Annotated in this window: 29 protein-coding genes; 17 read left to right on the forward strand and 12 right to left on the reverse strand. The window is 38.6% G+C overall.

The window, feature by feature from the left end:
- The first annotated feature begins 2 nt into the window (after positions 1–2).
- Entirely contained in the window at positions 3–734 is a 732-nt protein-coding gene (locus AC27JL_RS14250; protein WP_008127611.1) for an MlaA family lipoprotein, read from the forward strand.
- Positions 735–798: 64 nt separating this feature from the next.
- On the opposite strand, the gene AC27JL_RS14255 is transcribed toward AC27JL_RS14250, so the two are convergent.
- A complete protein-coding gene (locus AC27JL_RS14255; protein ID WP_305400967.1) occupies positions 799–2,022 on the reverse strand; it encodes an EAL and HDOD domain-containing protein in 1,224 nt (407 codons plus the stop codon).
- Positions 2,023–2,333: 311 nt separating this feature from the next.
- On the opposite strand from AC27JL_RS14255, the gene putP reads away from it, so the two are divergent.
- Entirely contained in the window at positions 2,334–3,812 is a 1,479-nt protein-coding gene (putP, locus tag AC27JL_RS14260; RefSeq protein WP_008127617.1) for a sodium/proline symporter PutP, read from the forward strand.
- A 71-nt stretch (positions 3,813–3,883) separates the two neighbouring features.
- On the opposite strand, the gene AC27JL_RS14265 is transcribed toward putP, so the two are convergent.
- Complete coding sequence (locus AC27JL_RS14265) at positions 3,884–4,198, reverse strand: YebG family protein (protein WP_008127619.1); 315 nt, start codon at positions 4,196–4,198, stop codon at positions 3,884–3,886.
- A gap of 317 nt (positions 4,199–4,515) precedes the next feature.
- Here AC27JL_RS14265 and AC27JL_RS14270 point away from each other — a divergent pair, with 317 nt between their 5' ends.
- Complete coding sequence (locus AC27JL_RS14270) at positions 4,516–4,812, forward strand: ComEA family DNA-binding protein (protein WP_487195893.1); 297 nt, start codon at positions 4,516–4,518, stop codon at positions 4,810–4,812.
- 10 nt (positions 4,813–4,822) lie between these two features.
- On the opposite strand, the gene AC27JL_RS14275 is transcribed toward AC27JL_RS14270, so the two are convergent.
- From AC27JL_RS14275 to AC27JL_RS14285, 3 genes are all read right to left on the reverse strand, one after another.
- The gene (locus AC27JL_RS14275) at positions 4,823–5,125 is read right to left on the reverse strand and encodes a DUF6170 family protein (protein WP_010557081.1); all 303 of its coding nucleotides are present in this window, start codon (positions 5,123–5,125) and stop codon (positions 4,823–4,825) included.
- 5 nt (positions 5,126–5,130) lie between these two features.
- Positions 5,131–5,649: a disulfide bond formation protein DsbB gene (dsbB, locus tag AC27JL_RS14280; RefSeq protein WP_277053465.1), complete on the reverse strand. Its 519-nt coding sequence runs from the start codon at positions 5,647–5,649 to the stop codon at positions 5,131–5,133.
- 238 nt (positions 5,650–5,887) lie between these two features.
- On the reverse strand, positions 5,888–6,859 hold the full coding sequence (locus AC27JL_RS14285; RefSeq protein WP_487195894.1) for an integron integrase: 972 nt from the start codon (positions 6,857–6,859) through the stop codon (positions 5,888–5,890).
- Positions 6,860–7,093: 234 nt separating this feature from the next.
- Here AC27JL_RS14285 and AC27JL_RS14290 point away from each other — a divergent pair, with 234 nt between their 5' ends.
- The 8 genes from AC27JL_RS14290 (at position 7,094) to AC27JL_RS14325 (ending at position 11,870) form a co-directional block, all read left to right on the forward strand.
- Positions 7,094–7,645, forward strand: coding sequence for a hypothetical protein (locus AC27JL_RS14290; RefSeq protein ID WP_487195895.1), 552 nt, complete (start codon positions 7,094–7,096; stop codon positions 7,643–7,645).
- A 115-nt stretch (positions 7,646–7,760) separates the two neighbouring features.
- Positions 7,761–8,180, forward strand: coding sequence for a hypothetical protein (locus AC27JL_RS14295; protein ID WP_487195896.1), 420 nt, complete (start codon positions 7,761–7,763; stop codon positions 8,178–8,180).
- Between the two features lie 108 nt (positions 8,181–8,288).
- Positions 8,289–8,582: a hypothetical protein gene (locus AC27JL_RS14300; RefSeq protein ID WP_487195897.1), complete on the forward strand. Its 294-nt coding sequence runs from the start codon at positions 8,289–8,291 to the stop codon at positions 8,580–8,582.
- A 129-nt stretch (positions 8,583–8,711) separates the two neighbouring features.
- A complete protein-coding gene (locus tag AC27JL_RS14305; protein WP_487195898.1) occupies positions 8,712–9,041 on the forward strand; it encodes a hypothetical protein in 330 nt (109 codons plus the stop codon).
- Between the two features lie 103 nt (positions 9,042–9,144).
- Complete coding sequence (locus AC27JL_RS14310) at positions 9,145–9,447, forward strand: immunity protein TriTu family protein (RefSeq protein ID WP_487195899.1); 303 nt, start codon at positions 9,145–9,147, stop codon at positions 9,445–9,447.
- A 136-nt stretch (positions 9,448–9,583) separates the two neighbouring features.
- Positions 9,584–9,874, forward strand: coding sequence for a hypothetical protein (locus AC27JL_RS14315; RefSeq protein ID WP_487195900.1), 291 nt, complete (start codon positions 9,584–9,586; stop codon positions 9,872–9,874).
- A 442-nt stretch (positions 9,875–10,316) separates the two neighbouring features.
- Positions 10,317–11,030 carry a fatty acid metabolism transcriptional regulator FadR gene (fadR, locus tag AC27JL_RS14320; protein WP_006793939.1) on the forward strand — a complete coding sequence of 238 codons (714 nt, stop codon included), beginning with the start codon at positions 10,317–10,319 and terminating at the stop codon, positions 11,028–11,030.
- A gap of 234 nt (positions 11,031–11,264) precedes the next feature.
- Positions 11,265–11,870, forward strand: coding sequence for a peroxiredoxin (locus AC27JL_RS14325; RefSeq protein ID WP_006793938.1), 606 nt, complete (start codon positions 11,265–11,267; stop codon positions 11,868–11,870).
- 61 nt (positions 11,871–11,931) lie between these two features.
- Here AC27JL_RS14325 and AC27JL_RS14330 read toward each other — a convergent pair whose 3' ends face one another.
- Both AC27JL_RS14330 and smpB read right to left on the reverse strand, forming a co-directional pair.
- On the reverse strand, positions 11,932–14,523 hold the full coding sequence (locus AC27JL_RS14330) for a TonB-dependent receptor (RefSeq protein ID WP_039038522.1): 2,592 nt from the start codon (positions 14,521–14,523) through the stop codon (positions 11,932–11,934).
- A 421-nt stretch (positions 14,524–14,944) separates the two neighbouring features.
- On the reverse strand, positions 14,945–15,424 hold the full coding sequence (smpB, locus tag AC27JL_RS14335) for an SsrA-binding protein SmpB (RefSeq protein ID WP_006793936.1): 480 nt from the start codon (positions 15,422–15,424) through the stop codon (positions 14,945–14,947).
- A gap of 145 nt (positions 15,425–15,569) precedes the next feature.
- On the opposite strand from smpB, the gene AC27JL_RS14340 reads away from it, so the two are divergent.
- On the forward strand, positions 15,570–16,010 hold the full coding sequence (locus tag AC27JL_RS14340) for an SRPBCC family protein (protein ID WP_006793935.1): 441 nt from the start codon (positions 15,570–15,572) through the stop codon (positions 16,008–16,010).
- Positions 16,007–16,330: an RnfH family protein gene (locus AC27JL_RS14345; RefSeq protein WP_138527437.1), complete on the forward strand. Its 324-nt coding sequence runs from the start codon at positions 16,007–16,009 to the stop codon at positions 16,328–16,330. Before AC27JL_RS14340 ends, AC27JL_RS14345 begins: the two co-directional genes overlap by 4 nt.
- Before the next feature lie 53 nt (positions 16,331–16,383).
- Here the strand turns inward: AC27JL_RS14345 and AC27JL_RS14350 are convergent, their stop codons facing one another.
- Positions 16,384–16,743 carry an outer membrane protein assembly factor BamE gene (locus AC27JL_RS14350; protein ID WP_006793933.1) on the reverse strand — a complete coding sequence of 120 codons (360 nt, stop codon included), beginning with the start codon at positions 16,741–16,743 and terminating at the stop codon, positions 16,384–16,386.
- A gap of 107 nt (positions 16,744–16,850) precedes the next feature.
- Between AC27JL_RS14350 and AC27JL_RS14355 the strand changes: the two genes are divergently transcribed.
- Complete coding sequence (locus tag AC27JL_RS14355; protein WP_006793932.1) at positions 16,851–17,165, forward strand: GIY-YIG nuclease family protein; 315 nt, start codon at positions 16,851–16,853, stop codon at positions 17,163–17,165.
- Here the strand turns inward: AC27JL_RS14355 and AC27JL_RS14360 are convergent.
- From AC27JL_RS14360 to ilvC, 4 genes are all read right to left on the reverse strand, one after another.
- The gene (locus AC27JL_RS14360; protein WP_487195901.1) at positions 17,138–18,055 is read right to left on the reverse strand and encodes a M20/M25/M40 family metallo-hydrolase; all 918 of its coding nucleotides are present in this window, start codon (positions 18,053–18,055) and stop codon (positions 17,138–17,140) included. The genes AC27JL_RS14355 and AC27JL_RS14360 overlap by 28 nt on opposite strands.
- The gene (locus AC27JL_RS14365) at positions 18,052–19,227 is read right to left on the reverse strand and encodes a tetratricopeptide repeat protein (protein WP_487195902.1); all 1,176 of its coding nucleotides are present in this window, start codon (positions 19,225–19,227) and stop codon (positions 18,052–18,054) included. The genes AC27JL_RS14360 and AC27JL_RS14365 overlap by 4 nt, the downstream gene beginning before the upstream one ends.
- A gap of 119 nt (positions 19,228–19,346) precedes the next feature.
- Complete coding sequence (locus tag AC27JL_RS14370; RefSeq protein WP_039038526.1) at positions 19,347–21,260, reverse strand: methyl-accepting chemotaxis protein; 1,914 nt, start codon at positions 21,258–21,260, stop codon at positions 19,347–19,349.
- A gap of 178 nt (positions 21,261–21,438) precedes the next feature.
- Positions 21,439–22,911 carry a ketol-acid reductoisomerase gene (gene ilvC, locus AC27JL_RS14375; protein ID WP_487195903.1) on the reverse strand — a complete coding sequence of 491 codons (1,473 nt, stop codon included), beginning with the start codon at positions 22,909–22,911 and terminating at the stop codon, positions 21,439–21,441.
- Between the two features lie 134 nt (positions 22,912–23,045).
- On the opposite strand from ilvC, the gene ilvY reads away from it, so the two are divergent.
- From ilvY to AC27JL_RS14390, 3 genes are all read left to right on the forward strand, one after another.
- Complete coding sequence (ilvY, locus tag AC27JL_RS14380; RefSeq protein ID WP_008130052.1) at positions 23,046–23,951, forward strand: HTH-type transcriptional activator IlvY; 906 nt, start codon at positions 23,046–23,048, stop codon at positions 23,949–23,951.
- Between the two features lie 112 nt (positions 23,952–24,063).
- Positions 24,064–25,110 carry a GGDEF domain-containing protein gene (locus tag AC27JL_RS14385; RefSeq protein WP_010557221.1) on the forward strand — a complete coding sequence of 349 codons (1,047 nt, stop codon included), beginning with the start codon at positions 24,064–24,066 and terminating at the stop codon, positions 25,108–25,110.
- A gap of 287 nt (positions 25,111–25,397) precedes the next feature.
- A complete protein-coding gene (locus AC27JL_RS14390; RefSeq protein WP_487195904.1) occupies positions 25,398–26,117 on the forward strand; it encodes a MipA/OmpV family protein in 720 nt (239 codons plus the stop codon).
- Positions 26,118–26,125: the final 8 nt, after the last annotated feature.

Here is a 26,125-nt window from a genome sequence, read left to right on the forward strand (position 1 = left end):
AAATGTTAAGACAAAGTTTAGCTTTTTTAAGCTTTTTGATACTGGCCGGTTGTGCGCAAGTACCAGAAAGTAAAGTTGATGAAAGAGATCCACTGCAAAGTATTAACCGTCCGTTGTATGACTTTAATATGGATGTTTTAGACGCTTACATACTTCGCCCAGCAGCGGTTGGTTATGTTGCTGTGACTCCTGTGCCTGTGCGTCAAAGCATTGTTCACTTCACTGATAACCTAACGGCACCGGTTGATATGGTAAATGCTGGGCTACAGGGTAAACCGGGTAACGCAAGTGTAAGCCTTGCGCGCTTTTTAGTGAATTCTACCGTGGGCATTTTTGGTATTTTTGATGTTGCTAGCTCGCTTGGTTTAAATCGAGTAGATGAAGATTTTGGCCAAACAATGGGTGTGTGGGGCATTGGTGATGGTGCATACTTAATGCTACCTGCAATGGGGCCTACTACAGCAAGAAACTTAACCGGTGACGTAGTAGACAACTTTGTTCTGCCTGAAATTGCCTTAACTACGCCACAAACGGTGCTAGTATTTGCGTTAAAAGCGGTAGAAGCGCGTGCTTCATTAATGGCGCAAGAAGGGCTTTTAAATGACTCACTTGACCCGTATTTATTTGTAAAAGATATTTATTTTCAGCGTCAGTTATTCGAACTTTACGATGGTAACCCGCCAATTAAAGAAGAGCCTGCCGACTTTGATGAAGACTTTTTAGAAAGTTTATAAGCCAAATCAAAATAAAAACGCCAGCTTAATGCTGGCGTTTTTATAGAATAATGCTTTGCAAGTATTAGGTATTAACCATCAAACTCATCTGCTCGTTCACCCAACTAAGTGCCTCGTGATACGCATCAGGTACTTTATCGGCAATATTAAGTGCTGTTGAAATATCGTTTGCTTGTGACCAATCAGCCTTTTCGTAATGTTTAACAAGGTTTAAGTATTGCGCTAATAACCCCTCGTTATCTAACAGAGCTGCCTTAATATCGTTAGACAAAGGAAGCTTTTGCATCACACTTTGCATACTTTCATCTAAAATGGCATCCATTAACGACATCATACCGGTTAAAAATGCCATGCCGGTGTCTTTCATTTGGCCATGTGAAATAGCTAACAGCTCACAAAAGCGAGCGCGTGTAAGTGATAGCCTAATTAACTCTACCGGTTTATCAGCCGATACTTGTGCAGCAAATAACAAAGAGAGAAGTTTTTTGATCTCTTGAGCACCTAAAACAATAAGTGCTTGTTTTATAGTGCTTATTTCAGCTCGTCGTGCAAAGGCTGCTGAGTTTGAGTATCTAAGTAGTTTGTAAGACAGGTTTACATCACGTTCAAACACATCGGTGATTTTTTTTAGGTCCATCTCTACGCTTGACGTTTGGTAAAGTAATTCTGCAAGTGCCATTTCTGATGGTGGTAACGCTTTACTTTGCACCATTTCTGGTTTTGAAAAGAAAAACCCTTGAAAATAATCAAAGCCAAGCTCTAACGCTAAGCTATATGCTTCGTAGGTTTCTACTTTTTCAGCTAAAAGCTTTATATGAGGGTGCGCCTTTAGCTCTTTTATAATGGTTTTTATTGTTGCTAAATCACACGTTAAAAAGTCGATTTTAATAATATCGATAAACGGATAAAAGTGGCGCCATACCGGCTGGTGAATGTAATCATCGAGCGCGATGGTGTAGCCTTTGTCTTTGAGATTTTTAACAATCGCAAGTAAACGTTTACCCGGTTGAATTGTCTCAAGTATTTCTACAACAATGGTGTCTTTACCTAACAGGGTAGGGTAACCCTTAAGTAAGGTTTCTAGTGTAAAGTTAATATAAGCGGGTTTGTTATCGGTTAAGTCTTCTAAACCAAAGTTAAACTGACTGCCTTCAATTAAGCGTGTAGTTGCTTCGTCACCATCTATATCTGGAAATACATTATCTACGCCATCACGAAATAAAAGCTCATAACCAATAAGCTCTTTATCACGATTTAAAATAGGTTGGCGCGCAGCATAAAAATACATAAAAAAATCCGTGTCAGTCGAGTCAGTCGCTATTGTAATAATATATTAGAAAACATACAAAATAGCATGCTGTATATTTTACTAAATAATAAAATATCATTATTAAATAAAAGCGTTTGGCTATTTTTTAGCAATTGTTTTCAATATGATTATTTTTAAACTAAGAAAATACAACAAATAGAGATTTTTCTTACAAGCATGATATAGTCCGAAGGAATGCTTTTATCCTAATAGTGACTTTATTATAAAATTTTAAGAGTCAATATTCGGATCAAAAGCCTGCTACTTTTAATTGTTTTATGGAGGCGAATTTGGAAACAGGAATGATCATTTCATTGTCACTATATTTTGTTGTTATGTTAGGTATTGGTTTATATGCCTATAAGCAGTCAACAAGTGATGTTTCTGGTTATATGCTGGGTGGTAGAAACTTGTCGCCAAGTGTTGCAGCACTCTCAGCGGGTGCTTCAGATATGAGTGGCTGGATTTTAATGGGGTTACCTGGCGCCATGTTTGTTACTGGCTTAAGTAGCACATGGATTGCATTTGGTTTAATTGCCGGTGCATGGTTAAACTACTTTTTAGTCGCGCCGCGTTTAAGGGTTTACACTGAAAAAGCGAATGACTCTATTACCATCCCTGATTACTTTTCTAACCGATTTAACGATGAATCAAATTTACTCCGTGTTGTGTCGGCTGTTGTAATTATTGTGTTCTTCACACTGTATACCTCTTCAGGTGTTGTTGCCGGTGGTAAACTATTTGAAAGCTCATTTGGCTTAAGCTACGAAATGGGGCTATACATCACAACGGGTGTTGTTGTTTTGTATACACTCTTTGGTGGCTTTTTAGCGGTTAGCTTAACTGACTTCGTGCAAGGCTGTATTATGTTTATTGCACTTATTTTAGTACCCGCTGTAGCTTACTCTTTATTAGAGCAACCACTGCAGTCAACCCTAAACAGTGTTAATCCAGACATGCTAAGTTGGATAGGCGCAGGGTCTGCGCTAGGTATTATTTCAGCAATGGCGTGGGGCTTGGGTTACTTTGGTCAACCACATATCATTGTTCGCTTTATGTCGGTGCGCAGTGTTAAAGATATGCCAACAGCACGTCGTATTGGTATGTCTTGGATGATTGTTGCTGCAATTGGTGCGGTAGGTACGGGTATTTTTGGTGCAGCATACACTTATGAAAATAATATAGTTGTGGATGATCCTGAAACTATATTCTTGATCCTGTCAGAGCTGTTGTTTCATCCACTTATTGCTGGCTTTTTACTTGCAGCAATATTAGCTGCAATAATGAGTACAATTTCATCTCAGCTATTAGTAAGCTCAAGCTCACTAACTGAAGATTTTTACAAAACATTTTTACGTAAAGAAGCCAGTGACGCAGAGCTTGTACTAGTAGGGCGCATTAGTGTGTCTATTGTTGCAATACTTGCTATTTACCTCGCATACGATAGAGACAGCTCTATTTTAGACTTAGTGAGTAATGCATGGGCTGGCTTTGGTGCTGCATTTGGCCCGCTTGTATTGTTTAGCCTTTACTGGAAACGTATGAACTTTGCGGGTGCGCTTTCAGGTATGGTTGTGGGTGCAGTTACTGTTTTACTATGGATTTACGGCCCATTCACAATCAACGGTGAAAGTTTAAGTAGCGTAATGTACGAAATTGTCCCAGGCTTTATACTTGCAAGTATTGCTATTGTAGTTGTAAGTTTAGCAACCAATGAGCCTAACTCAGATATAACAACGTTATTTGATGAAGTTGAAAAAGAGCTTTAATTAATATTCGTTTTTATAAAAGCTATAAAAAAGGGAGCAACTAAGTTGCTCCCTTTTTATTTGCAAAATGTTTAGCTTGCTTGTTTAGCGTTGTTATCGTCAATAGATGCAACGTTATCTGATTTTTTATTTTTACTTGCCGCTTTAGTAGTAGGCTCTTTGGCACCTTTAAGTACCGACATAAAGTCGTCTTTACTTTTTGCTATTTCTAACGCAAGCGATTCTATTTGTTGCTCACTCAATGGCACGTCTACTTTTTCTAGCATCAGCTCAAGTGATTCTGCTATGTCTAGCATTTTGTCATAGGCATCAGCTTCTTTTTTAGTAGTAAACGTCATACGCTCGACTCCGTTTCGTTCTACAACATATTTAACAACAACAGCCATGATTTCTCCTGCAAACTTGCTTGGCACTGTGGTTTATAAAAAACCATAAGATTACTGTTTTTATATACAGTAAAGGTTTGCAAGTAAATATGCAAGCGCAGAGTTGTAATTTTTAAGTGTCTTAAATTTGACAAAAAACGGTAACTTAACTTTATTTAATATATCACTTGGTTGTACCAGCTGCATTTTAAGGATTTCGGATAAAAGTGATAATGCATTTAGGTACTTCCAAAGTGGCTAGCCTCGCGTTTGTCATTTATGGTCTTCCCTAATAATTAAAATAAATATGTTCTAAAATGGACAATAAGGACGAATAAATGAAAATATTTAAACTTTTACTTATAGCAAGTTTGCTAAGTATCCTACCCATTACTACCTCTTACGCGCAATTACCTGAAGTGAGCAAATCTATGTCTCCCATCGAAGCGGTAAGTATTAATGATGCAGATGCAAAAATGTTGGCTAAACTTCCTGGAATTGGTAAAAAGAAAGCACAAGCAATAGTAAATTACCGAGATGAAAATGGTTTATTTACAAGCCTTGAGGACTTGGCCAAAGTGAAGGGAATTGGCAAAAAAGTAATGGGTAAGTTAGAAGGAAAAGTTAAACTTTAGCAAAAGGGCGCTAAGCGCCCTTTTCATGTTGTTGTAGTGCTTCGTCTAGGTTTTTTCTGGCAAAATTTATATCGACCGGAGCGGTTAATAACGGATAAAAAAGCCCTCCGAGTATTAAAAAGGGAATGATTATCCAACCTTCAAAAAGTGTAAATATTAAAAACAACGGGCTTAATAGCAATATTTTGATAATACGCAGTAATACGCGGTCGGTAGGTGACAGCATTGATAAAGACCGTGCTATAACAAGCTGTCTCTCGCGTATTTTTAAATGTTGCAACTGTTTAAGTTGGCTAGAAAAAAAGGTAAACATAATTATTAAACCGTTCTTTTTAGTATTAAGCGACTACCTAATACAATAAAAAATGTTAGAGCGAATAGCCCAAAAATAATTTCCATCCAAGCGGGCATACTGAGCGATAAAAACTCCCAATCTATGTTACCGCAATCGCCAGTGGCTTCAAAAAAGCTCGGTATCCATTCATGCAGCGGCATAAACGATGGAAAGTTAGGCTCAAACTCGCAGCTAAACGCAAACGGATCTGTTGTCGTTTGCATATCTATGTGCTCACGGGCAATTAAATACCCCCAAATGCTCGATACACCCCAAGCAATGTAAGCAACTATACGCATTATTTTACTTTGTGGATTAATTGACCCAACAATACCCGCGCCAAGTAATCCTAAAACCGCGGTACGTTGATAAATACACATAATGCAGGGCGCTAACCCCATTTTATATTGAAAAAACAATGCGGTTACTTCTAGCATAAAAACAATCGCAGTGAATAAAAGCCAAGGTGTTCGTTGAGTCGGTAAATGCGCAAGCCAGTTCATAAAAAGTCCGCTAATAAATAAGGCGTTAGATTATGACGCACGAAAAAGTACGCGGCAACAAAAAGAGGTATATAAAAAGTTTTATTGTTACCCTGCAAAAAATGTCCCTGCACTTTAAAAGGCTATGTTGAAATACTCGGTGATATGTTTTTATGCATATTGTGGTTTTGATGGATTTACATTTTAACTACTAAAAAACAGGCGCTTTGCCTACTTTTGCCTCACGGTGGGTTTTACGCTAGAAAATTTTGCTTAATGGGCTAACAACACCGTTTGCCCCTTGCTGTAAAACATGAGTGTAAATCTGCGTGGTTTTAACATCTGTATGACCTAACTGAGCTTGCACCGTTCTTATATCTGCTCCACCTTGTAACAAGTGTGTTGCAAAAGAATGACGAAAGGTATGAGGCGTCACAATCTTTGTAATATTGGTTTGCTTTAATGCCTTTTTAACCGCTTTTCTAACACATGTTGGATGGAAGTGATGACGCCGTATCTCGCCAGTTTCTGGATCACTACTTAATTTGTAGGAAGGAAATAAGTACTGCCACGCGAGTGATTTGTTAGCTGACGAGTATTTACGGGCTAAAGCGTTTGGCATCCATACGCCTGCGTATTGTTCGTTTTGTAAATCTAATCGCAAATATTCTTCAACTTGCATTATTTGATTTCTAAGTAACGGGAGTAACTCAGTTGCAAGTGTAACAATACGATGCTTATTGCCTTTCCCGTTCCAAATTTGAATACATTTATAATAAAAATCAATGTCTTTTACTCGCAGTTGCACAGCTTCCATCACTCGCAAGCCACTACCATACATCAACCCCACGATTAAGTAATATCGCTTAGATAGATGAATCATCAATTGTTTGACCTCATCGGGTGTCATTACAACAGGTAATTTGGGTTGTCGTTTACTTCGAGCAAAGTTCAAGTTTAACGAAAGTTCATTTTTGACAATATGTTTATATAAAAAAGCTAGCGCATTTAAAGCTGCACTTTGTGTTTTAGCTGACATGTTACGTTTTAATACAATATGGTCCAAAAACGCTTCGGCTTCTGAATTTCCCATTGAGCTTGGGTGGCGTTTGTTGTGAAAGTGAATAAAGTTTGTGATCCAACTCAAATAAGCATTAATAGTTCTTAGTGAATACTGTCGAGTGAGCATATAGTCCGCAATGTAATTTAAATACGCAGAACGAGTTTTCATTTTCAATCCATCGAATTGGAGCTGTGTGTATATACAGCTGTAGCTCAGTCGCTCGCATAGTCAAGAAAACGACCCAGTCGCTCGTTTTATACTGAGAAGAAAACGCGCATGTATGAATTTTAATAACACTGGCAATTAGTTGGCAAGTTTGTTAACAATAAACCAATAAGAAAACGAGCTACGCTATGGTAGAAATACGCGCGATTAGCTCGCTATAAACATGTTAGGCATACAATGAAAAAACCAACCGGCGTAAGTCGACGAATTCTTCAATCTATTAAACATCTTCAAGAGAATGATCTAGAAGGTGCGTTGGTTAATTTATTTCCAGCATTAGATCAAACCGCTAAACGCAGACGTTCTAAAGATGGCGTTGGTAAACGGATTAAAGCGTTTCTTGAAGAAGAGGAAAAGCTAATATCAATAATCGCTACAGGTAACTGCCTTTCAGATATTAAGTGCAATGATATAAGTATTACTGACGCTTTATATAAATTCGGACGAACGTCAATTGCTCATGAAGGAGAGCTAGATCCAAGGCTTGAGTTTAATTCAAATGGCACCATTTTGATTGGCACGGATAAATGGAATTTACCTAGCGGTTATATTGTGGGTATGTGTGTAGCAGTTATTACTGCTCCAGAAAATGCCAATGAATTTATTGAAATACCACTTTCAATCGATGTATTTGAAAAGCGTTTTAGTGTATCTGAGCTGTGGGGAAATCCACAAGAAATTCAAACCCACATAGCAGCACATTTTAAAAATGCTGAACTTTTCAGCTAAGTATGCCTAACAAGCTGTTAAACAAGGACAAAAAACAGTTGGTTTTTGCTCCTTCGTCGCTTATTTTAACCAACTATTTTATTGCCTGTTAACAGGGCGTTAGGCATATATGAACATGGATGATCAAATCGAACCTGATAATGTACTCCCTAGATGGGTAACTATTCCTCTAGGTATCGTTTTAGTCCCATTTACAGTCTTTTGCGTTATAGGCTCTTCTATGATGCTTATAGCTCCAAATGTACCGGTTTCAGCACTTACTATATTAATAGGTAGTGTATTTTTGGGTGGTAGTATTTGGGTTTGCGCTCTTTCTTTTCGTTTATTATTAGTCAATCCAAATAATAAATATGGTTTTATGTCGCCAATCAGTTTGAGGCTAGCTGGGTTAATTTTCGCTATCATTCCATTAGCATCGTTATTTACCGGTACGTTTTGGGAAAAGCCTATTTTACATAGTGTAATGTCTATCGGTTATTTTGGTATTTTGGTAACATTCTTTAAGTTAGCCAAAGCTAGGAGTAAAAATGCCTAACAAGCTAATTAATAAGGACAAAAAACAGTTGGCTGTTTTCGTTCCTCAACATTTTAGCCAACAATTTTTTGCCCATTATTAGGGCGTTAGGCATACAAGGAGAAAGTCGTGACATTGAAGTCTAAAAACAGGTTGGTTTTGGCCGTAGTTTCTCTTGTCATAACTTTATTCCCAATCATCTGTATATATTTAGCCAGCTTTCTTTCTACTGTTTCAGGTTGCAAAACTGACGAATCTGGAACTTACCCTTGTATAGTTGGTGGCTTTGATATTGGTGGGCTTTTGTATGTTTTGGGTACATCTGGTTGGTTAGCTATTATCACTTTTCCCGTTGGTGGGATCGCTACTATCGTATTACTAATAATGGCGCTAAACTCATGGAACGAAACGGAAATAACATAGTATGCCTAACAAGTTGCTCAAGTTCGTTCGTAAACTCACTGGGACAATTAACAGTTGGCTTGGCGCTTCGCGCAAGTATAGCCAACTGTTAATTGCCCCTTAGCAAAGCGTTAGGCATACAGGGAAAGAATGATAGATATTGCCAGTAATGAGCATTATTCTGAAATGCTCAAAATTCAAGAAGAGTTAAATCATAAACTCCGAACTGACTTTGAAAATGAAAAAGTTCATGGCCGAGAGCATTTAGCGCGTTTTTTAACTGTGCGAGTTGGTGCCCTGGTAGATGAACTTAATTCCACTGGTTATTTTTTCGGACCATGTGACTATAGTGGCGATATAAATTTCGAAAATAGTGAACAAACATTTAGCAATGGAGTTGAAATGGGGGACGGTATTATCCTTCACTTTCATGGTTATTCGGTTCAAGTGTCTTGGGAAGGTAGTGATAAGTATGCCTAACAAGGCGCTCAACAGGACAAAAAACAGTTGGCTTTTGCTCCTGCGTCGCTTATTTTAGCCAACAATTTTTTGCCCATTAGCGTGGCGTTATGTTTAAAAAACTATGAACGAGCTACTAAACCACTTAGAAGTGTGGAAGATATCAAAGCAGAAAATATTCACTTGTGAGGGCTATAAAGCATCCATCACAGCCGAACTTGGTGATTCCAAGAAAGCACGATACATAGATTTAGATACCGATAAACTTGTCGCCAGAGCAACCCTTTGGGAAACAGGCGAATTAGAAGTTGAAGCGCTTGATATTCATACTGAAGAAAGAGTAATTCAAAAGTCTTGTGTTGCTCCTGAAGTCTGGCAGTTAGACGACGAATTAAACTGGTGGTTAAGTGAAGTTGCCACCTATTAAAAACATAACAAACAGCTCCACCGGACTCCGTAATGTTTGCACCTTTCCTGCAAAAACACGCAGTAAAGTCGCCAATATTACTACGCGCGGTGAGCTGGACGTTATACGTACTGCGATATAGGTGTAAATTTTGAGGATGACGAAATTCGATAGATATTTAAAAGCCTATTTCGACTTAAGTGATGAGCTTAAAAACTTGGACAATGAAACTATCCGAGAGTTAGTTAAAGGTTGGGAGCAATCACTTAAACAAATTGAGGATTTCGTTACTTCAAAAAAAGTAACAAAATCACAAATGGTATCAGGTTTGGAACAAGGGTTACGTGAGATTCCGGAGATTATCTGTGACTTACCCAGCCCAATTAAAGAACAGGCGCTATTAATGTATAATCAGGCTGTGCTTAAAACAATCCCGGAACTTGAGTAATGTACGTATAACAAGTTGCTTAAAAGGACAATGCTCCTCACCCGTTTTAGTGGACACCTCCTCATCACTTTGAGGAGGCTAAAATGCCTAGATATACCCAATCTAGAAAGTTAGGGGGTCAGATCTTGACTTCAGACATTTAAAATCTTCAATGTCTACAATTGGCTGTTAGTTCAGCCACTAAATTAATTCTCGTTGTTTGCACATTTCTCCCATGTTTAACCTGATTGTAATTTGATATTTTCAATGAATTTGTTTATGAAAAGCGATTTTTGTTCCTTTTAAATGGCCAGTCGCTCTTGCCGTTCAGTAACTTTACCTTGATGTGTATGTTCAATTTAACAATATATCTTACTTTACTTGTTAGTTGAGTTTCGTCTGGTACAATCAGTCAGTTATTCGCGTAAGCGAAACGTTGTAGATTAATTCGAGTGGGAATTGGATGAGAATTTTTAAAGCGAAAAGCCCAGCAGGATTTGCTGAAGAATACATAGTTGAGTCTATTTGGAATGGCGATTTCCCTCCAGGTTCAATTCTACCAGCTGAGAGAGAGCTCTCTGAGTTAATTGGCGTAACAAGAACCACATTACGCGAAGTGTTACAGCGTTTAGCGCGAGACGGCTGGCTAACTATTCAGCACGGCAAACCAACAAAGGTTAATAACTTTTGGGAAACGTCGGGCTTAAACATATTAGAAACGTTAGCACGTTTAGATGAAGATAAAATGCCTGAGCTGACAGATCAGCTATTGTCTGCACGAACAAATATAAGTGCTATTTATACCCGTGCTGCAATTAAGCTTAACCCTGAGCGTGTTATTGAAATTTTATCATTAAGTCACGAACTTGAAGATACGGCACAAGCATTTGCTGATTATGACTATAAAGTGCATCATGAATTGGCCGTTGCAGGTAATAACCGAATTTATGTTTTAATTTTAAACGGTTTTAGAGGGTTCTATTCTAAAATCGGTTGTCATTACTTTTCAGATCCGGGTACCCGCGAGCTTGCCCGCCAGTTTTATAAAGATTTAACTGTATTAGCGCAAAATAATGAGCACGACGGTGCAATTTCGATGATGCGTAAATATGGTCATCAAACGGGTGAAATTTGGCAGAAAATTCGTGGCGATATGCCGTCGGATATAATGGACTAAACATTTTAAAAAAACCTGCATATGCAGGTTTTTTTGTATTTGCGGTGTTTTAATTTAATGTTCGGTATTTTCGATTGCCCACATCGGTAAATACGATTATCTTTTTTAAAAGTTTATATCTAATATACAAAACAATTATGTGTAGGTGCTATTGGTTTTTAACTTTTAGCGCCCATATATGTACCAGCATTGCGAAAGCAATTGAAAACAAACTCAAAATATTTGGAGAATAAAATGGGTGTATTAGTAGGCCGCCAGGCACCAGACTTTACCGCTGCAGCAGTTTTAGGTAATGGTGAAATTGTAGATAGCTACAATCTACACGAAACAATTAAAGGTAAAAAAGCTGTAATCTTCTTTTACCCATTAGATTTCACGTTTGTATGTCCTTCTGAACTTATTGCATTTGATAAGCGTTTTGAAGAGTTTAAAAAGCGTGGCGTTGAAGTAATTGGTGTTTCTATCGATTCTCAGTTTTCTCATAATGCATGGCGTAATACGCCTGTAGCTGACGGCGGTATTGGTAAAGTACAATACGCACTAGTTGCAGACGTTAAACACGAAATTTGTAAAGCATACGACGTTGAACATCCTGAAGCGGGTGTTGCATTTCGTGGTTCGTTCTTAATCGACGAAGAAGGTAACGTACGTCATCAAGTAGTTAACGATTTACCACTAGGTCGTAACATTGACGAAATGATCCGTATGGTTGATGCACTAGCGTTCCACAGTGAGAACGGTGAAGTTTGTCCTGCTGGTTGGACTGAAGGTAAAAAAGGTATGGATGCTAGCCCTGAAGGTGTTGCTAAGTTCCTTTCTGAAAACGAAGGCGAGCTATAATTTAGCCCTTTTGTTTAAATAAAAAAACCGCCAGTTGGCGGTTTTTTTGTTTGTGTAGCGTTTAGAAAGAAAAGCTTACTTTAGTATAGATATAACGACCGCGTGGGTTATGTACACCCGAGGCGTAACCGTATAAGTCAGAATCACCGTCACCAATTGCAAATGGTGGCTCTTCATCAAATAAGTTATTAATACCTAACGATACTTTAGCAGAGTCAGAAACACGGTAAGACGTTTGTAAGTCAACCAGTGTTTGCGAGTCAACCATACGTGATGTATTAGTATCGAAATCTAAGTTACCATCGAAGTCGATATCTGGTGTATCTTCAAACTCACCAACATAACTAATGTTTAAGTTAGTGTTAAACGCGCCCATTTCCCAGTTTGTTGAGAAGATAAAGCGGTGCTCTGGGTACCCATATTCACCGGTATAATCGCGGCCATCTTTTTCAAATTTATCTTGGTATGCCCATTCTAAATTGAATTTTAATAAGCCTAAATCGTCAAGCGAGTGATTGTAGTTTGTTGAAATATCAACGCCCGACACTTCTTGCGATGATACGTTTTCAAAGGTGCTAAATATTTTTTGAATAGTACCTAACGCATCGCCACCATTTGGTGATAAACGAACACATACGGTGCTGTTTTGGTTATTACATTCAGAGGCGTAAATAGGGCCAAATTCTTGCTCGTCAATTTTGTTATCTTGTGTGATGCTCCACACGTCTACGCTCAGACCAAATTCGGCTGTTGGTGCCCAAATAAAGCCAACGTTCCAAGATTCAGATTCTTCTGGTTGTAGATCGGGGTTACCTGCAAACTCAATGTTGTAATCAAGTGCGCTACAGTCTTTCCCTGTTGCTTGACAGCGGTACGTGTCTACAAAAAACTGACTTTCTTGAGATGGACCTAAACCAACTTGTGCAAGAGAAGGGGCTCTAAAGCCTTGCGCCCATGAACCACGAACCGTAATTTCATCGGTTGGTGCCCAGCGAAGTGCAACCTTTGGATTGGTAGTGGTGCCAAAGTCGCTGTAGTCATCGTAACGACCAGCCAGTTGTAGCTCTAGGGTTTCTGCAAGTGGAATTGAAAACTCAACATACGCGGCGTACTGGTCTCTGTTTGCTGATGCAGATACAGATTCAGTACCAAATATTAAACCACGTTGGAATTGATCATCTGGGATATCGCTGACGTCTTCTTCACGGTATTCGATACCTGCGGCCATCATCACAACATCGTCGCCAAAGCTAAATGCTTCACCAGTAATGTTTGCGTCAAATGAAGTCATATGCGATTCGCCACGACGAACAAGGCTGGTGGTAATTCTGTCTACAACTGCCGGATCGTTGTATGTACCGCCGAATGGGTTGTAATTACCTGCATCAATTTCTTGTTGTAAAAAATCTGTACGAACCCAACCTTGCGAGCGGTCGCCGGTTTGCATTGATTTACTGCGACCTTTTTGTACTGCTGTTTCCCAGCTCCAGTCGTTAATTTCGCCTTTTAAGCCAGCTACAATTCGCATTGTGTCTGATTCAATATCCCATTGGCGGGCACCCGCGTCTACAGTTCGGTAGCGGCCAATTTCGATGTCTTGCCCAAATGGGTTATTAGGATGATTTGCTGGTACCGTTAAGCCTGCATCTTCGTCAAGTGGGGTTGGTGCACCCGCTGCAACCGACGTATTGTGCTGAACGGCCATTTCTAAAAAGCCCGTAATGCCATTGTCAAAACGATATTCAAATTGCGATATTGCACCAATACGCTCAGCGGCTGGGGCTATGTAGCCAAACGGGCCATAATCAAATAAACAGCTTCCGCTTGCAGTTGCGTTTTCTGCTGGGCAATCTGGGTCAATTGTTTTTACACCATCAACGTAAAAGTAGCCAGGGAAGCCACGAGATGAACGGAAATCTTCACCGCCATAAGGTGATTGGTTTGCGGTACCCAAGCGGCCCATTTCATCTGATGAAAGCGATGTGTTTTTAAAGTAATCAATGATTACTGACGCACTGCTTTTTTCGCTAGTGGTACCCCAAACAACACTTGCTGTTGTTTCTTCATAGTTAGGGCCGTCAGTGCCGCCGTACCCTAAGTTTACTTCTACGCCATCGATATCTTTTTTCAAAATAACGTTAACAACACCGGCTACAGCATCAGAGCCATAAATTGCAGATGCTCCGTCTTTTAAAATATCGATTCGTTCAATAGCCGATACTGGAATGCTGTTTATATCGACAAATGAATTAGTTATCCCTTCTGCAAACGCACTAATTGAGACTCTGCGCCCGTTAATCAGTACAAGTGTTGCGTCGGCACCTAAGCCTCGCAAGCTTACAGCGGCAGCTCCATTTGCCGTCGAATCTTGGTTGTTACCACGTGTAGAAAAAGTACCACTGCCTGCAACAGGCATTCTTTCGAGTAGTTGTTGAAGGTTATCGTAACCCATGTTTTCAATATCGGCTTTACTGATTGATTGCACCGGTGATGGGCCTTCAATGTCAGAGCGTTTAATACGCGAGCCTGTAACTTCAATGCGTTCTACTTTTTTTGCTTCTTCAGCGGCGTAAGTTGTTGTTGTAAAGCCCGCTGATAATGAAAGTGTTGCGCCAATAATAATACTTGGCGTAAATGCAATTGATTGCTTCATCCTTAAATCCTTGTTGATATGTAATAAGTTTAGTTGCTCAATACCAATCCTTTTAAATTGTTAAATAAATCCCATATTTAAGCGGATTGATATAACAAGCGACGACATTAATATCATGTAACTTAAGTGTTAGCAATGAGACTGAAATGTGATTTTAGTATGGGTTTTAGTGTGATTTTGGATGATTTTAAAGCAGATGTTATGCGCTGAAGCAGGTTTAAATAGGCGCATATGCTTTATTTTAGAAATAAAAAATACAACCTCATTGAGAGTAATAATTAAATTAATTGATTCACAATAAAATTGTAATAAATTATTTATAGGTATATTTAGGCTGAATAATGGTCTTGTTGTGTATTAATAAAACAAATGGCGCTTGGTTTTTTTATAAAAAAAAGCCTAACTGAGTTAGGCGTTTTATTTAAACTTTGTGCTTCATTAAGCGCTCTTTTTCACGCGACCAGTCTTTATTTTTACCGTCTTCGCGTTTGTCATGCATTTTTTTACCTTTTGCTAAATGAAACTCAAGTTTCACCCAACATTTTTTCCAATACATGGCTGTAGCCACTAATGAATAGCCGTCACGTTCAGTTGCTCCCACTAAGCGGTCAAGTTCTCGTCTGCTTAGTAAAAGCTTTCGGTAACGCATAGGGTCGCAAATAACGTGAGTAGAGGCACTATTTAATGGTTGAATTTGACTACCAAGTAAAAATGCTTCGCCGTTTTTAAGGTGTATATAAGTTTCAGAGATATTTACTTTACCAGCTCGGATACTTTTTACTTCCCAGCCTTGTAGTTCGACACCTGCTTCAAACTTATCGTGTAAAAAATACTCATGTCGCGCTTTTTTGTTTAGCGCGATGGTATTGCTTGTCGATTTTGATGAATTTTTCTTAGCCATAGTGCCCTATAATATACGTAATGTGAGATGTTTTACATCGATTTTTAGTAATGATTTTAAAAAATTAGATCTAATTTATGCGTCATGAAAGTTTGGGGAAACGAACAAAGCTTGCTAAAATTCGCCCACACATTTGGGAGTGAGTATGCCACAAATAGAAAAAAGTGCGCTGGTTATGTACAGCACTAAAGAAATGTTTGATCTAGTTAATGATGTAGAAGCTTATTCTCAGTTTTTACCAAATTGTTCTGATTCAAAAATTGTTTCGCAGCAGCATAATAACATGACCGCGAGTATAGAAATATCTAAGGCGGGTATAAAAAAGTGGTTTACCACCGAAAACACCTTTATAGACGAACAAACCGTGTTATTAAAACTGGTTGATGGTCCATTTAAAACGCTTAAAGGGCGTTGGCATTTTCAAGCATTAGATGCCCATGCATGCAAAGTTTATTTAGAGCTTGAATTTGAATTTTCGAGCAAAATTATTGAGCTCGCGTTTGGTAAAATTTTTAATGATGTTGCAAAAAATATGGTAAGTGCCTTTACTTCGCGAGCTAAAGAAGTATACGGAGCGCGAATATGATTAACATTGAAGTTGTGTTTGCTTTACCCACCACTGCAACCTGTTTATCGCTTGAGGTGCAGCCAGGCTGCACGGCCGAACAAGCGGTTATTCAGTCGGGTATTATTGAAAAGTGCCCTGAAATAGACGCAAATGCACTTACATTAGGTGTATGGAATAGAACGGTTAAGGCAAACTACGAATTAAAAGATGGGGATCGTATTGAAATATACCGTCCATTAATTGCAGACCCTAAAGATGCACGAAGAAAACGCGCTGAAAAGGCAAAAGAAGAAGGCCGAGCCAATAAAATAACGGGCGGTCGCCCGCTCGAGCGATAATTTAGGTATAAAAAAAGGTAAGCAAAGCTTACCTTTTTACTTTAGCGACAATATTATTGTTCTAAAGGGGTGTTAAAATTTTCTGGCTGATCGTAGTCACCTGAAAGCGAAACAAGTTTTTCATTTTCAAAGTTAATCACTAGCTCTTTATGTTGCTCGTTTTCACGGCCTTTATTGAAGCTGTAAACATAACGCCATGTGTTGTTATCAAAAGCATCTGTGGCAATAGGACGGCCTAATACATAAATAACTTGGTCTCGAGTCATGTTTACACGAAGCTTTTCAACATCCGATTGCTCTAAAAAGTTACCTTGAGGGATGTTTATTCTGTATACCCAGCTAGAGCAACCTGCTGCAGAGCTAAGAGTTAAAGCGACGATAAGCCAAAGAGAAAAAGTTTTTAACGACTGCATTGTTTGTTGTGATCCTTATTTTTTATAATCTGCATGATACCGATTAGTCACTGAAGGTAAAACCCTTTTAAGCAATTGTTTTGAGTTAAGGGTATTAAGGTAATATTTTGACCACCAATAATGAAAAAAGTTTACAAACCCTAGAGCCAAAAACACATACTTCAGGCACTTTATGGCACTTGTACATAGTGCAAACACGGTTTGGGCACTGGTATACCGGCATTACTACTAATGTAGATAAGCGCTTTGCAACGCATCAAGCGGGTAAAGGGGCGAAAAATTTAAAAGGTAAAGGGCCTCTTATACTTATTCATCAGCAGGAAGTTGGGAGTAAAAGCGAAGCGAGTAAGCTTGAGTGTAAAATAAAAAAGTTACCAAGGGCAAAAAAAGAGGCTTATGTTTCAGCGTTTAAATCATCATAATGATGGTGCGCTAACTGTTTAATAAAGCCCTCTATTGCGAGTACGGTATTTACATACTTAGGTATATCAATGTGCTGTACGGTGTCTTTAGTTGTGTGGTGGTGAGGGTCGTGACCCATTCCAAAGTAAACATACGGTATGTTGTTTTGCGCAAATGAATAATGATCGCTTGCCTTATGCCAATCAATATTTTGTGATTTAATTAGCCGATTCATTTGTTTTGACGAATAGACAGGTTTGATTGTTATTTTAGTGTTATTTAAGGCGGTGAATACGGGCTTAAGTTTTTGTTTTAATGAGTAGGATGTTAATGCATACACGCGGGATTTATGTTTTTTCACCCCAAGCATATCTAAATTTATATTCATTAAAACGTTATTTGAGTTAAGCGTTTGTGCAAAGTGTTTACTGCCATGTAAGCCATTTTCCTCTGCGTCAGTTAATACAAATACCAATTCGTAAGGGAATTCTTTATTTTGTAACGAAGACGCCAAGTAAAGCAGGGCAGCAACGCCTGTTGCATTGTCGTTTGCCCCAAAATAATATTTCCCACCTCGCTTACCAAGGTGATCGTAATGGGCTGTAATAATTATTTTTTTACGTTGTGTAGATTTGGTGGGGACTGCAATAATATTAATGCCTTGTGCATGCTCAAAAATGCCTGACTTATAAGTAAACGTTTGCTCACTTACATTTAAGTTAAACTTAGAAAGCCTACTATGTAGGTATGCTCGCGTGTTTGCTGCACCTTCTGTTGCTGTTTTTCGGCCCATGAGCGGATTGCTTGCTAAATGGTTTAAATCATCAATAAGCTGAGTGTGAAGGGCATTCCCATAACTATTAGCGCACACACATATTAAAATTAAGCATAAAAAGTATTTAATGGTCATAACTTTGCTGTTAATGAATGTAATACGTTTAATTTACTCTCATAACGTTTTTTGTCATGTAAAAAGTCAGCTTTTTTGCCTGCCTGTTCAAGATGATATATCGCTTTTTGGGTGTTTCCCCATTTAAAGTACACTCTAGCTTGGCCAAAGTGGCTTTCGTGTAATGAAGGTGCAAGGCTATAGGCTTTTTTATAATGTGTTAAAGCTAGCGCAAAATTGGAATGTTCAAACTCGGTATTACCAAGGGATACATGGTAATAAGGGTTGTTTTGGCGCTTGATGTGTAATTTTTTTAAGATGTCAGTACCTAACTTCGACCGGCCTGTTAACTGATACAAAGCAGCTAAGTTACCCTGTGCAGTATTGTTGTTTTGATTAAGAAAAATTGCGTAGTTGTAGGCTTTTTCAGCTTCAGCTAGGTAGTTTAACTGTCTAAACAACACGCCTAAGTTCCCCCACCCAGCACTAAAACTAGAGTCGACTTTAACTGCATTACGAAAGTAGTTATAAGCTAAGTCGTACTGCTTATTAACAAGTGCAATAGCCCCTTTATTGTTATAAAACATGGCTGTGATAGTGTTTTTGCTAATAGGTGTTGTTTTAAAGCGAGCCTGGCGGCTATTAGGGTCAAAGTCTATTATTAAGCGTTTTTTGCCTTGGTAAATAAATACCGACTGGTTAGAAGGTTCAATGACTGTATCAATACTTAAGTTAATGTGGCCTGTCAGTAAGTTAAATCCATTGTTAAGAGCCCAATATTCTGGGATATGAACTTTATTAAACCGCGCTTTTATACCTAAATAGTCAGCAAGGCTATACGCTAAAATAGAGAGCGATAAGCAATTTGCATTTAAGTTTTTAAAGGTTTGTGATGCGGTGAGGGTTGCCCCCGATTGATATGAAAGCGAATCATCACCATTTTTAAGTAAAAAGCTCAATATATTGTGTGCTAGCGTTTGGGTAGATTGCTTACTTTTTAAATGGCTTTTGAGCTCCTGCTTGAGGCTGTCGCTGAGGGTAAAAATTTCTTCTGGTGATTCTAGAGTATGTGACTCAAACGAATTTATTTGGAGCAGTTTAACTGGTGGCGCGACAAGCGGTGTTGAACTGCATGCGCTCAGCGTAAACAGCCCTACAAATATGATCAAAAACTTAAATTGATTGGTTTGCATAACCACCTCCAAACTAATTGTAGTCGCAATTTTGTTTAGAGGAGGTGTTTAATACCAATTCGCGTTGATATCAACCCATTGGGATCATTGATTAAGCGAATTGGTATAGTTCAGAGGTTTTAACGGTGCTTTTCAAAGGTTGCCACTAAGGCATCTAATGTTTGAGCGCTGCTTGCTAGGTCACGAATAGCTTGCTCAGTATTCATCTGCTCACTCATGGCGTTGTCGCTAATTTCGCTAATTTGCTCAATGTTACGCCCTACATCGGCTACTACATTACTTTGTTGTTCGGTAGCCGTTGCAATTAGGGTTGCCATGTCATTTATTTGATTAGATGTTTCGCTAATCACATCAAGTAACTCAACGGAGTTTTGCATGGCCCCCACACTTTGCTGCGCTTTATCTTTTGACTGGCTAATATCTTTTACTACGTCATCTGATATTTGGGTCAGCTCTTCAATCATTGATTGAATTTCGTTAGTTGATTGTGAAGTGCGGTTTGCCAGCGCTCTTACCTCATCGGCAACAACCGCAAACCCTCTGCCATGCTCACCAGCACGAGCAGATTCGATTGCCGCATTTAACGCCAATAGATTTGTTTGTTCTGAAATACTGCGAATCGCATCAATAATACTGGCAATATCAACCGTCTTTTTAGAGAGTAGTGACACTTGCTCTGTTATGCCGTCAATGTCGCTTGCAAGCGCAGAGATAGTTGCTTGGCTTTGCATTACCTGATTGTGGCTTTGCATTGTGTTTTCGCGACTGCTATCGGTAAGTTTGGCGGCGTTAGCTGCGCTTTGAGCAATCTCTTGCACTGTTGCACCCATTTGGTTAATGGCTGCGGCTACAGAAATAGTTTGTTCTTTTTGGCTGTCTATAGCCTGAGAATTTCGTTTGGCTTGTTCAAACACATGGTCAGAACTGCGCTTTATATCGTGGCTTTCTGTGGCAACTTGGCCAATGGCTACTTCAATTTTACTAATAAACTGATTAAAACCCGCGCTTAAGTTATTAAGCTCGGCTTGGCTTGATTCGGGTAACCTGTATGCTAAGTTTGCGTCGCCAGAACCTAAACGAGAGAATAATTCGCCCATTTTAAATAATGGCGAAGACAACGAACGCGCTAATAAGTAACTAATTAGGCTAGCAATTAAGGCAATGATTAAAGTAAATGTAAATATTTGCCACTGAAGCGTACTTACACTTGCAAATACTTCACTTTTTGGCACTTGAGCCACAATAAATAAGTCAGTATTTTCTATCGGGGTCGCTGCTACGAGAGTGGCTTGGCCATCGAGGTCGATTTCTTTTAACCTAAATCCGTTTGAGCTTAATATTTCATTACTGATATTCGCTTCATACACCGAATCAACATTTGCTTTTGCTACTTTATTTGAATCCTTGTGCAATTGAATAAGGCCGCTTTTATCAGCAATAAATACAAACCCTGTTTGCTCAATTTTAAATTGTTGCAGTAGCTTTTGCATGTCAGTGATACTTTTTGCAAGTCCTGCTAAACCTTTACCATTTACTTGTTGATGGTTAATGAACATTTTTACGTCGTTCACTGACTCTTGGTAAATACTGATAGAGTAGGGTTTTCTTGATTCTTTGAAAGCAAAAAACCACCCATCGGCTTCATCGTTTTTTAGTACGCGTAAAAAGCCCTCTTGATTCCAGTATTGTGCGGTGTTTCGGTTAGCCCACGATGCAGTCGCTAAGTCGTATTGTTCTACCAAGCGGTTAAGCTCTTTTAAAAGCAATGCATCGTTATTATTAGTTTGTGACCATTGTAAAATAAACTCGTTAGATGAGAGTTGCTCTGCAGCACCAATTAGCATGTTTATTTCACCACCAATGTGGTTACTAATTGTTTGCAGCTTACCTGGTAGCTCTGACTCAATCATGCGTTGTTCTATTATATCTTCAGAACTGTATAACGATGTAATGCCAATGAGTGCTGCAACAAAAATAGCGATGCCACTGCCAAGTGCTGTAATTTTTTGAGTAATAGAAAGGTTTTGTATCATTTTATAATAATTTTTTACAACGAAGTAGAATATGATGTTAGCACACAATTTATTTAGAGTTAAATAATGCGAATGAACAAAAAAATAGCCTCTTTTTAACTAAACTATAAGGCATAAAAAAGCCCACACGCAAAGCATGTGAGCTTGGTTTCTAACAAGCGAAACTTAAAGGATAACGTTAAACAATTTTTTTCATTGCTGACATGTAGCCACGTAATTTAGCGCCTACTATTTCAACCGGGTGCTCACGCAGCGCTGTATTAATTTCAATTAACGCTTTGTTGTCTACCTGGTTACTTTGCTCACCTAAGCCTTTACCAATTACATCTGTGTCAATATTTTTCATAAAGTCAGCAAGTAATGGTAAGCAAGCATGGTTATATAAGTAACACCCATATTCAGCGGTGTCTGAAATAGTACGATTCATTTCGAATAACTTTTTACGTGCAATGGTATTAGCAATCAGCGGTGTTTCGTGAAGCGACTCGTAGTATGCTGACTCTTCAATAATGCCTGCCGCTGTCATAGTTTCGAACGCAAGTTCAACACCTGCTTTAACCATAGCGACCATTAAAATACCGTTGTCGAAGAATTCTTGTTCTGAAATTTCTACATCACCAGCGGGTGTTTTTTCAAAATTAGTTTCAGCGGTTTCTGCGCGCCATTTAAGAAGGTTAGCATCATCGTTTGCCCAATCTTCCATCATTACACGTGAAAATGTACCGTCGATGATGTCGTCTTGGTGCTTATTATAAAGTGGACGCATAATAACTTTTAGCTCTTCACTAAGTTCAAATGCTTTCACTTTTGCTGGGTTAGATAAACGGTCAAGCATGTTTGTTACGCCGCCGTATTTAAGGGCTTCTGTGATCACTTCCCAACCAAATTGAATTAGTTTAGATGCGTAACCTGCATCAATTCCTTTTTCAATCATTTTGTCAAAACATAAAATAGAACCCGTTTGTAACATGCCGCATAAAATAGTTTGCTCACCCATAAGGTCTGATTTAACTTCAGCAATGAATGACGATTTAAGCACACCTGCGCGGTCACCACCTGTGCCAGCAGCGTAGGCTTTAGCTTGCGCTAGGCCATGACCTTGTGGGTCGTTTTCTGGGTGAACGGCAATAAGTGTTGGTACACCAAAACCACGTTTGTACTCTTCACGGACTTCAGAACCTGGGCATTTAGGTGCAACCATGATTACTGTGATATCTTCGCGAACCTGCATGCCTTCTTCAACAATATTAAAGCCATGTGAGTAAGCAAGTGTAGAACCTTGCTTCATTAACGGCATGATGGCGTTAACGACTGATGTGTGTTGTTTATCTGGCGTTAAATTAAGTACTACGTCAGCTATTGGAATTAGCTCTTGGTAAGTACCTACAGTAAAGCCGTTTTCAGATGCGTTTAAAAATGATTGGCGGCGCTCAGCAATAGCTGAATCGCGTAACGTATAAGACACGTCTAAACCTGAATCGCGTAGATTAAGGCCTTGGTTTAAACCTTGTGCGCCACAGCCTACAATAACTAGTTTTTTACCTTTAAGTGCGTTAACACCGTCTGTAAATTCGCTTGCGTCCATAAATTCACATTGCGCTAATTGCGCTAATTGTTCGCGTAAAGGTAAGGTATTAAAGTAATTCGCCATTGTTAGTGTCCTATAAATATGTTTGTTAGATGCGCTTTATTTTGCGCTTGTAAACACCATATTTAAAAATGTTACTTGCGTAAAATGATATATTTGAATTAAAGTATTTCAAAATATGAAATACTGGTGTTGCTATGGATCATAAGCATTTAAAATATTTTTTAGCGTTGGCTAAAACACTGCACTTTGCTAGAGCAAGTGAGCTTTGCCATGTGAGTGCGCCTACATTAAGTCGTAATATTAAACACCTAGAAGAAGAGGTGGGCGTTGCGCTATTTATGCGCGATAACCGCAGTGTAAAATTAACAAAAGAGGGAGAGTCTTTTATTGATTACGCCACTGCTACCCTTGCTAACTGGCAACGATTTAAAGCTAATGTGAAAGAGCCACAGCAACATATTTATGGAAAAGTCAGTATTTATTGCTCTGTTACCGCCTCTTATAGTTTTTTGCATCAAATTTTAGAGCAACTCAGAGCGCAGCATCAGTATATAGAAATAACTTTAAATACGGGCGACCCTGCGTTAGCTATAAACCGTGTGCTCGATGGTCATGAATCAATGGCAATAGCAGCTAAACCTGGAAAATTACCCGCGCAAATTGCTTTTGTAGATATAGGCCATTCACCATTAGTGCTTATTGGGCCAAAAGTTCAATGTACGATTACTGAAAAATTAACATCAAACAATACAGAGCTTGATTGGTCTGAATTAGAGTTTATTGTGCCAGAACAAGGCTTTTCTAGGCAGCGCCTAGAAATGTGGTGGCGAAAAAACAATATTCACGGAAAAATTTATGCACAAGTGGCGGGGCATGAGGCAATGGTCTCTATGGTTAGCCTAGGATTTGGTGTAGCAATGGTTCCTAAAATAGTATTAGATAACAGCCCACTAAAAGACAAAGTACAGATACTCACACCAAAAATGCAAGCCCCTGAAGGCTTTGACATTGGCTTAGCCGTTTTAAGAAAAGAGCTCAACGACCCCGCTATTAGTGCTTTGTGGAATATTGCACAAACTTTAGACGCAAAAGCGATTTAGATTTTTTTACCGTTAAATAAGTTCATAAAATAGTATTATTATGGCTTGCGTAAAGGTTTACTATTACTTAACATTGAATGCTAATAATAAAAATGACGCTTGAGAGTTCTTTATGAATAATGCTGTATCACTTTCTCATTCCGCTCAGTATTTAAAAAAAGCAGTACCCATGATGGTGAAGTACCGTATGCCGGTAACACCTATTAATTATGCTATTTGGTATTGCTATTTTCAGGGTAATAAACCGTCTTTAAACATTGAATTAGATCAAGTTATTTCAGAGCACCAAACATGCACTCAAAGTAAAGCAAAAGAAATATTTGATAAGCATCTTAGTGATGAAGATTTAGCTCTTTTTCAGGAAATGTCGGATAAATTTCATAATACGGTTGAAAATATCCAGCAAGATATAAGTATCACACTTGGTCATTCTAAAAGTTTCAGTACTTCACTGATTGACTCGCAGAACGAAATAAACAGCCTGATAGATACCAACTCTTTTAACGATATTCTTGGTTGTGTTGAGCGTTTGACTGATGAGTCTATTGCAATGCAAGACTCTGCTCGCGAATTTCAAACAAAGCTATCGGTTGCATATAATGAAATTAAAGACTTAAAAGAAGCGCTTAATCTTTCTAAAGAAGCTGCCGACACAGACCCATTAACAGGTTTTTATAACAGAGGTAAATTTGACTCTGATATTAATGACTTTTGCCGTGAGTACTCAGAGCAAACGACAGAAAGCTCCCTTGCTGCACTGATTATGTTTGATATTGATCACTTTAAACGATTTAACGATGACTTTGGCCACCAAAAAGGCGATGAAGTTATTAAACTGGTGGCAAAAAAAGTAAAAGAAAATTTAACTGACAAAGCAAAAGTGTATCGCTACGGCGGAGAAGAGTTTTGTATTACTGCTTATTTTGACACCATAAATGATTTAGTTGCTTTTGCTGAGTGTATAAGGCAAGAAATTGCGAAATTAGCTATTCGTAAAAAACAAGATGTAAACAACAAGCGTGCAATATCAGCAAGCTTTGGTTTAGCTATGCTACGACCGTTTACAAAAAGCTCAGTGCTGGTTGAGCGTGCCGATAGAGCACTTTATATTGCTAAGACACATGGACGCAACCGAGTAGAAATAGCCCCTGATATCTAATTTTTATAAGGGGTTTAAACTTTTACTTTGTGTATAAAAAGTGTGAATGATTGTAATCAGCTACAGATAGTTTTAGGTAACCTTGTTACTATCCGTAAATGAATAATTTTATGTTCTGATTTACGCTGATGCGGTTTAATTTCTCTCTATTTACCATTCTTTGTTTAAATTTTTTGCTCACTTGTTTTACATTAAGTGCCAAGCCAAATACGTATTCGGATCAAGAGTTCTCAGAGCAGCATGTTCAATCTCATCAGCTAATTTTTAGTATTAACGCAGGGGTCGGTGTGATCACTAATCCTTTGCGTGGTGGTGATAATGTTCCTTTAGTCGTTATTCCTCAAATAGCGTTTTATGCTGAAGATTGGTTTTTTGATAATGGTCGTTTAGGCTATTCTTTACTTCAAACTTCTAAACACCAATTTAACGTTGTTAGCGAGCTTAATACTGAGTCTCGTTTTTTTATAGATTGGCATCCAAGTAATGTGCTTACGCTGCAAAGCAGCAGTGCAGATAGCCCTTTTTATTTGCAGGCTGCAGAGGCCTCATCAGTAAAAAATGTTAATTTAAATGACCTACATAAACGCAACCTAGCGCTAGACACAGGGCTTGCTTATCATTATGTGAGTGATCACCAAGTGTTTTCTGTTCAATTACTGCATGATGTGACAAATGTTTATAACGGTGTTCGCGGTGCATTACAGTGGCAATACCATACTCAACTTGGGCCCGTAAATATTAAACCATCGTTTGGTTTAAATTATAAATCTGCGGAACTAAATACCTATTATTATGGCCTTAAAGACGGCGAAACTTTATTGGGCGAAGTTGAGGTTGCCAGCAGTTGGCAACCTTATGCAAAAATTGATGGGCGATTACCCTTAAGAGATGAATATTCTGTTCGTTTCCATTTAGCTTATTATGACTACTCGGCTATTAATGATAGTCCGCTTTTAGAGCGTGACTATTCAATGACTGCATTTATAGGATTCGAACGCACTTTTTAATATGAAAC

It is taken from the genome of Pseudoalteromonas sp. 4NS20-0020 (genome assembly GCF_057554385.1).

Bases quoted from the DNA above. Each gene is read 5' to 3' on its own strand.
- AC27JL_RS14340 (WP_006793935.1), top strand. From the start codon at position 15,570: ATGCCACAAATAGAAAAAAGTGCGCTGGTTATGTACAGCACTAAAGAA.
- AC27JL_RS14285 (WP_487195894.1), bottom strand. From the start codon at position 6,859: ATGAAAACTCGTTCTGCGTATTTAAATTACATTGCGGACTATATGCTC.
- dsbB (WP_277053465.1), bottom strand. From the start codon at position 5,649: ATGAACTGGCTTGCGCATTTACCGACTCAACGAACACCTTGGCTTTTA.
- AC27JL_RS14370 (WP_039038526.1), bottom strand. From the start codon at position 21,260: ATGATACAAAACCTTTCTATTACTCAAAAAATTACAGCACTTGGCAGT.
- AC27JL_RS14315 (WP_487195900.1), top strand. From the start codon at position 9,584: ATGACGAAATTCGATAGATATTTAAAAGCCTATTTCGACTTAAGTGAT.
- AC27JL_RS14255 (WP_305400967.1), bottom strand. From the start codon at position 2,022: ATGTATTTTTATGCTGCGCGCCAACCTATTTTAAATCGTGATAAAGAG.
- AC27JL_RS14305 (WP_487195898.1), top strand. From the start codon at position 8,712: ATGATAGATATTGCCAGTAATGAGCATTATTCTGAAATGCTCAAAATT.
- AC27JL_RS14360 (WP_487195901.1), bottom strand. From the start codon at position 18,055: ATGACCATTAAATACTTTTTATGCTTAATTTTAATATGTGTGTGCGCT.
- AC27JL_RS14270 (WP_487195893.1), top strand. From the start codon at position 4,516: ATGAAAATATTTAAACTTTTACTTATAGCAAGTTTGCTAAGTATCCTA.
- AC27JL_RS14275 (WP_010557081.1), bottom strand. From the start codon at position 5,125: ATGTTTACCTTTTTTTCTAGCCAACTTAAACAGTTGCAACATTTAAAA.
- AC27JL_RS14385 (WP_010557221.1), top strand. From the start codon at position 24,064: ATGAATAATGCTGTATCACTTTCTCATTCCGCTCAGTATTTAAAAAAA.
- smpB (WP_006793936.1), bottom strand. From the start codon at position 15,424: ATGGCTAAGAAAAATTCATCAAAATCGACAAGCAATACCATCGCGCTA.
- AC27JL_RS14330 (WP_039038522.1), bottom strand. From the start codon at position 14,523: ATGAAGCAATCAATTGCATTTACGCCAAGTATTATTATTGGCGCAACA.
- ilvY (WP_008130052.1), top strand. From the start codon at position 23,046: ATGGATCATAAGCATTTAAAATATTTTTTAGCGTTGGCTAAAACACTG.
- ilvC (WP_487195903.1), bottom strand. From the start codon at position 22,911: ATGGCGAATTACTTTAATACCTTACCTTTACGCGAACAATTAGCGCAA.
- AC27JL_RS14250 (WP_008127611.1), top strand. From the start codon at position 3: ATGTTAAGACAAAGTTTAGCTTTTTTAAGCTTTTTGATACTGGCCGGT.
- AC27JL_RS14345 (WP_138527437.1), top strand. From the start codon at position 16,007: ATGATTAACATTGAAGTTGTGTTTGCTTTACCCACCACTGCAACCTGT.
- AC27JL_RS14325 (WP_006793938.1), top strand. From the start codon at position 11,265: ATGGGTGTATTAGTAGGCCGCCAGGCACCAGACTTTACCGCTGCAGCA.
- AC27JL_RS14310 (WP_487195899.1), top strand. From the start codon at position 9,145: ATGAACGAGCTACTAAACCACTTAGAAGTGTGGAAGATATCAAAGCAG.
- AC27JL_RS14290 (WP_487195895.1), top strand. From the start codon at position 7,094: ATGAAAAAACCAACCGGCGTAAGTCGACGAATTCTTCAATCTATTAAA.
- AC27JL_RS14265 (WP_008127619.1), bottom strand. From the start codon at position 4,198: ATGGCTGTTGTTGTTAAATATGTTGTAGAACGAAACGGAGTCGAGCGT.
- AC27JL_RS14295 (WP_487195896.1), top strand. From the start codon at position 7,761: ATGGATGATCAAATCGAACCTGATAATGTACTCCCTAGATGGGTAACT.
- AC27JL_RS14365 (WP_487195902.1), bottom strand. From the start codon at position 19,227: ATGCAAACCAATCAATTTAAGTTTTTGATCATATTTGTAGGGCTGTTT.
- AC27JL_RS14350 (WP_006793933.1), bottom strand. From the start codon at position 16,743: ATGCAGTCGTTAAAAACTTTTTCTCTTTGGCTTATCGTCGCTTTAACT.
- fadR (WP_006793939.1), top strand. From the start codon at position 10,317: ATGAGAATTTTTAAAGCGAAAAGCCCAGCAGGATTTGCTGAAGAATAC.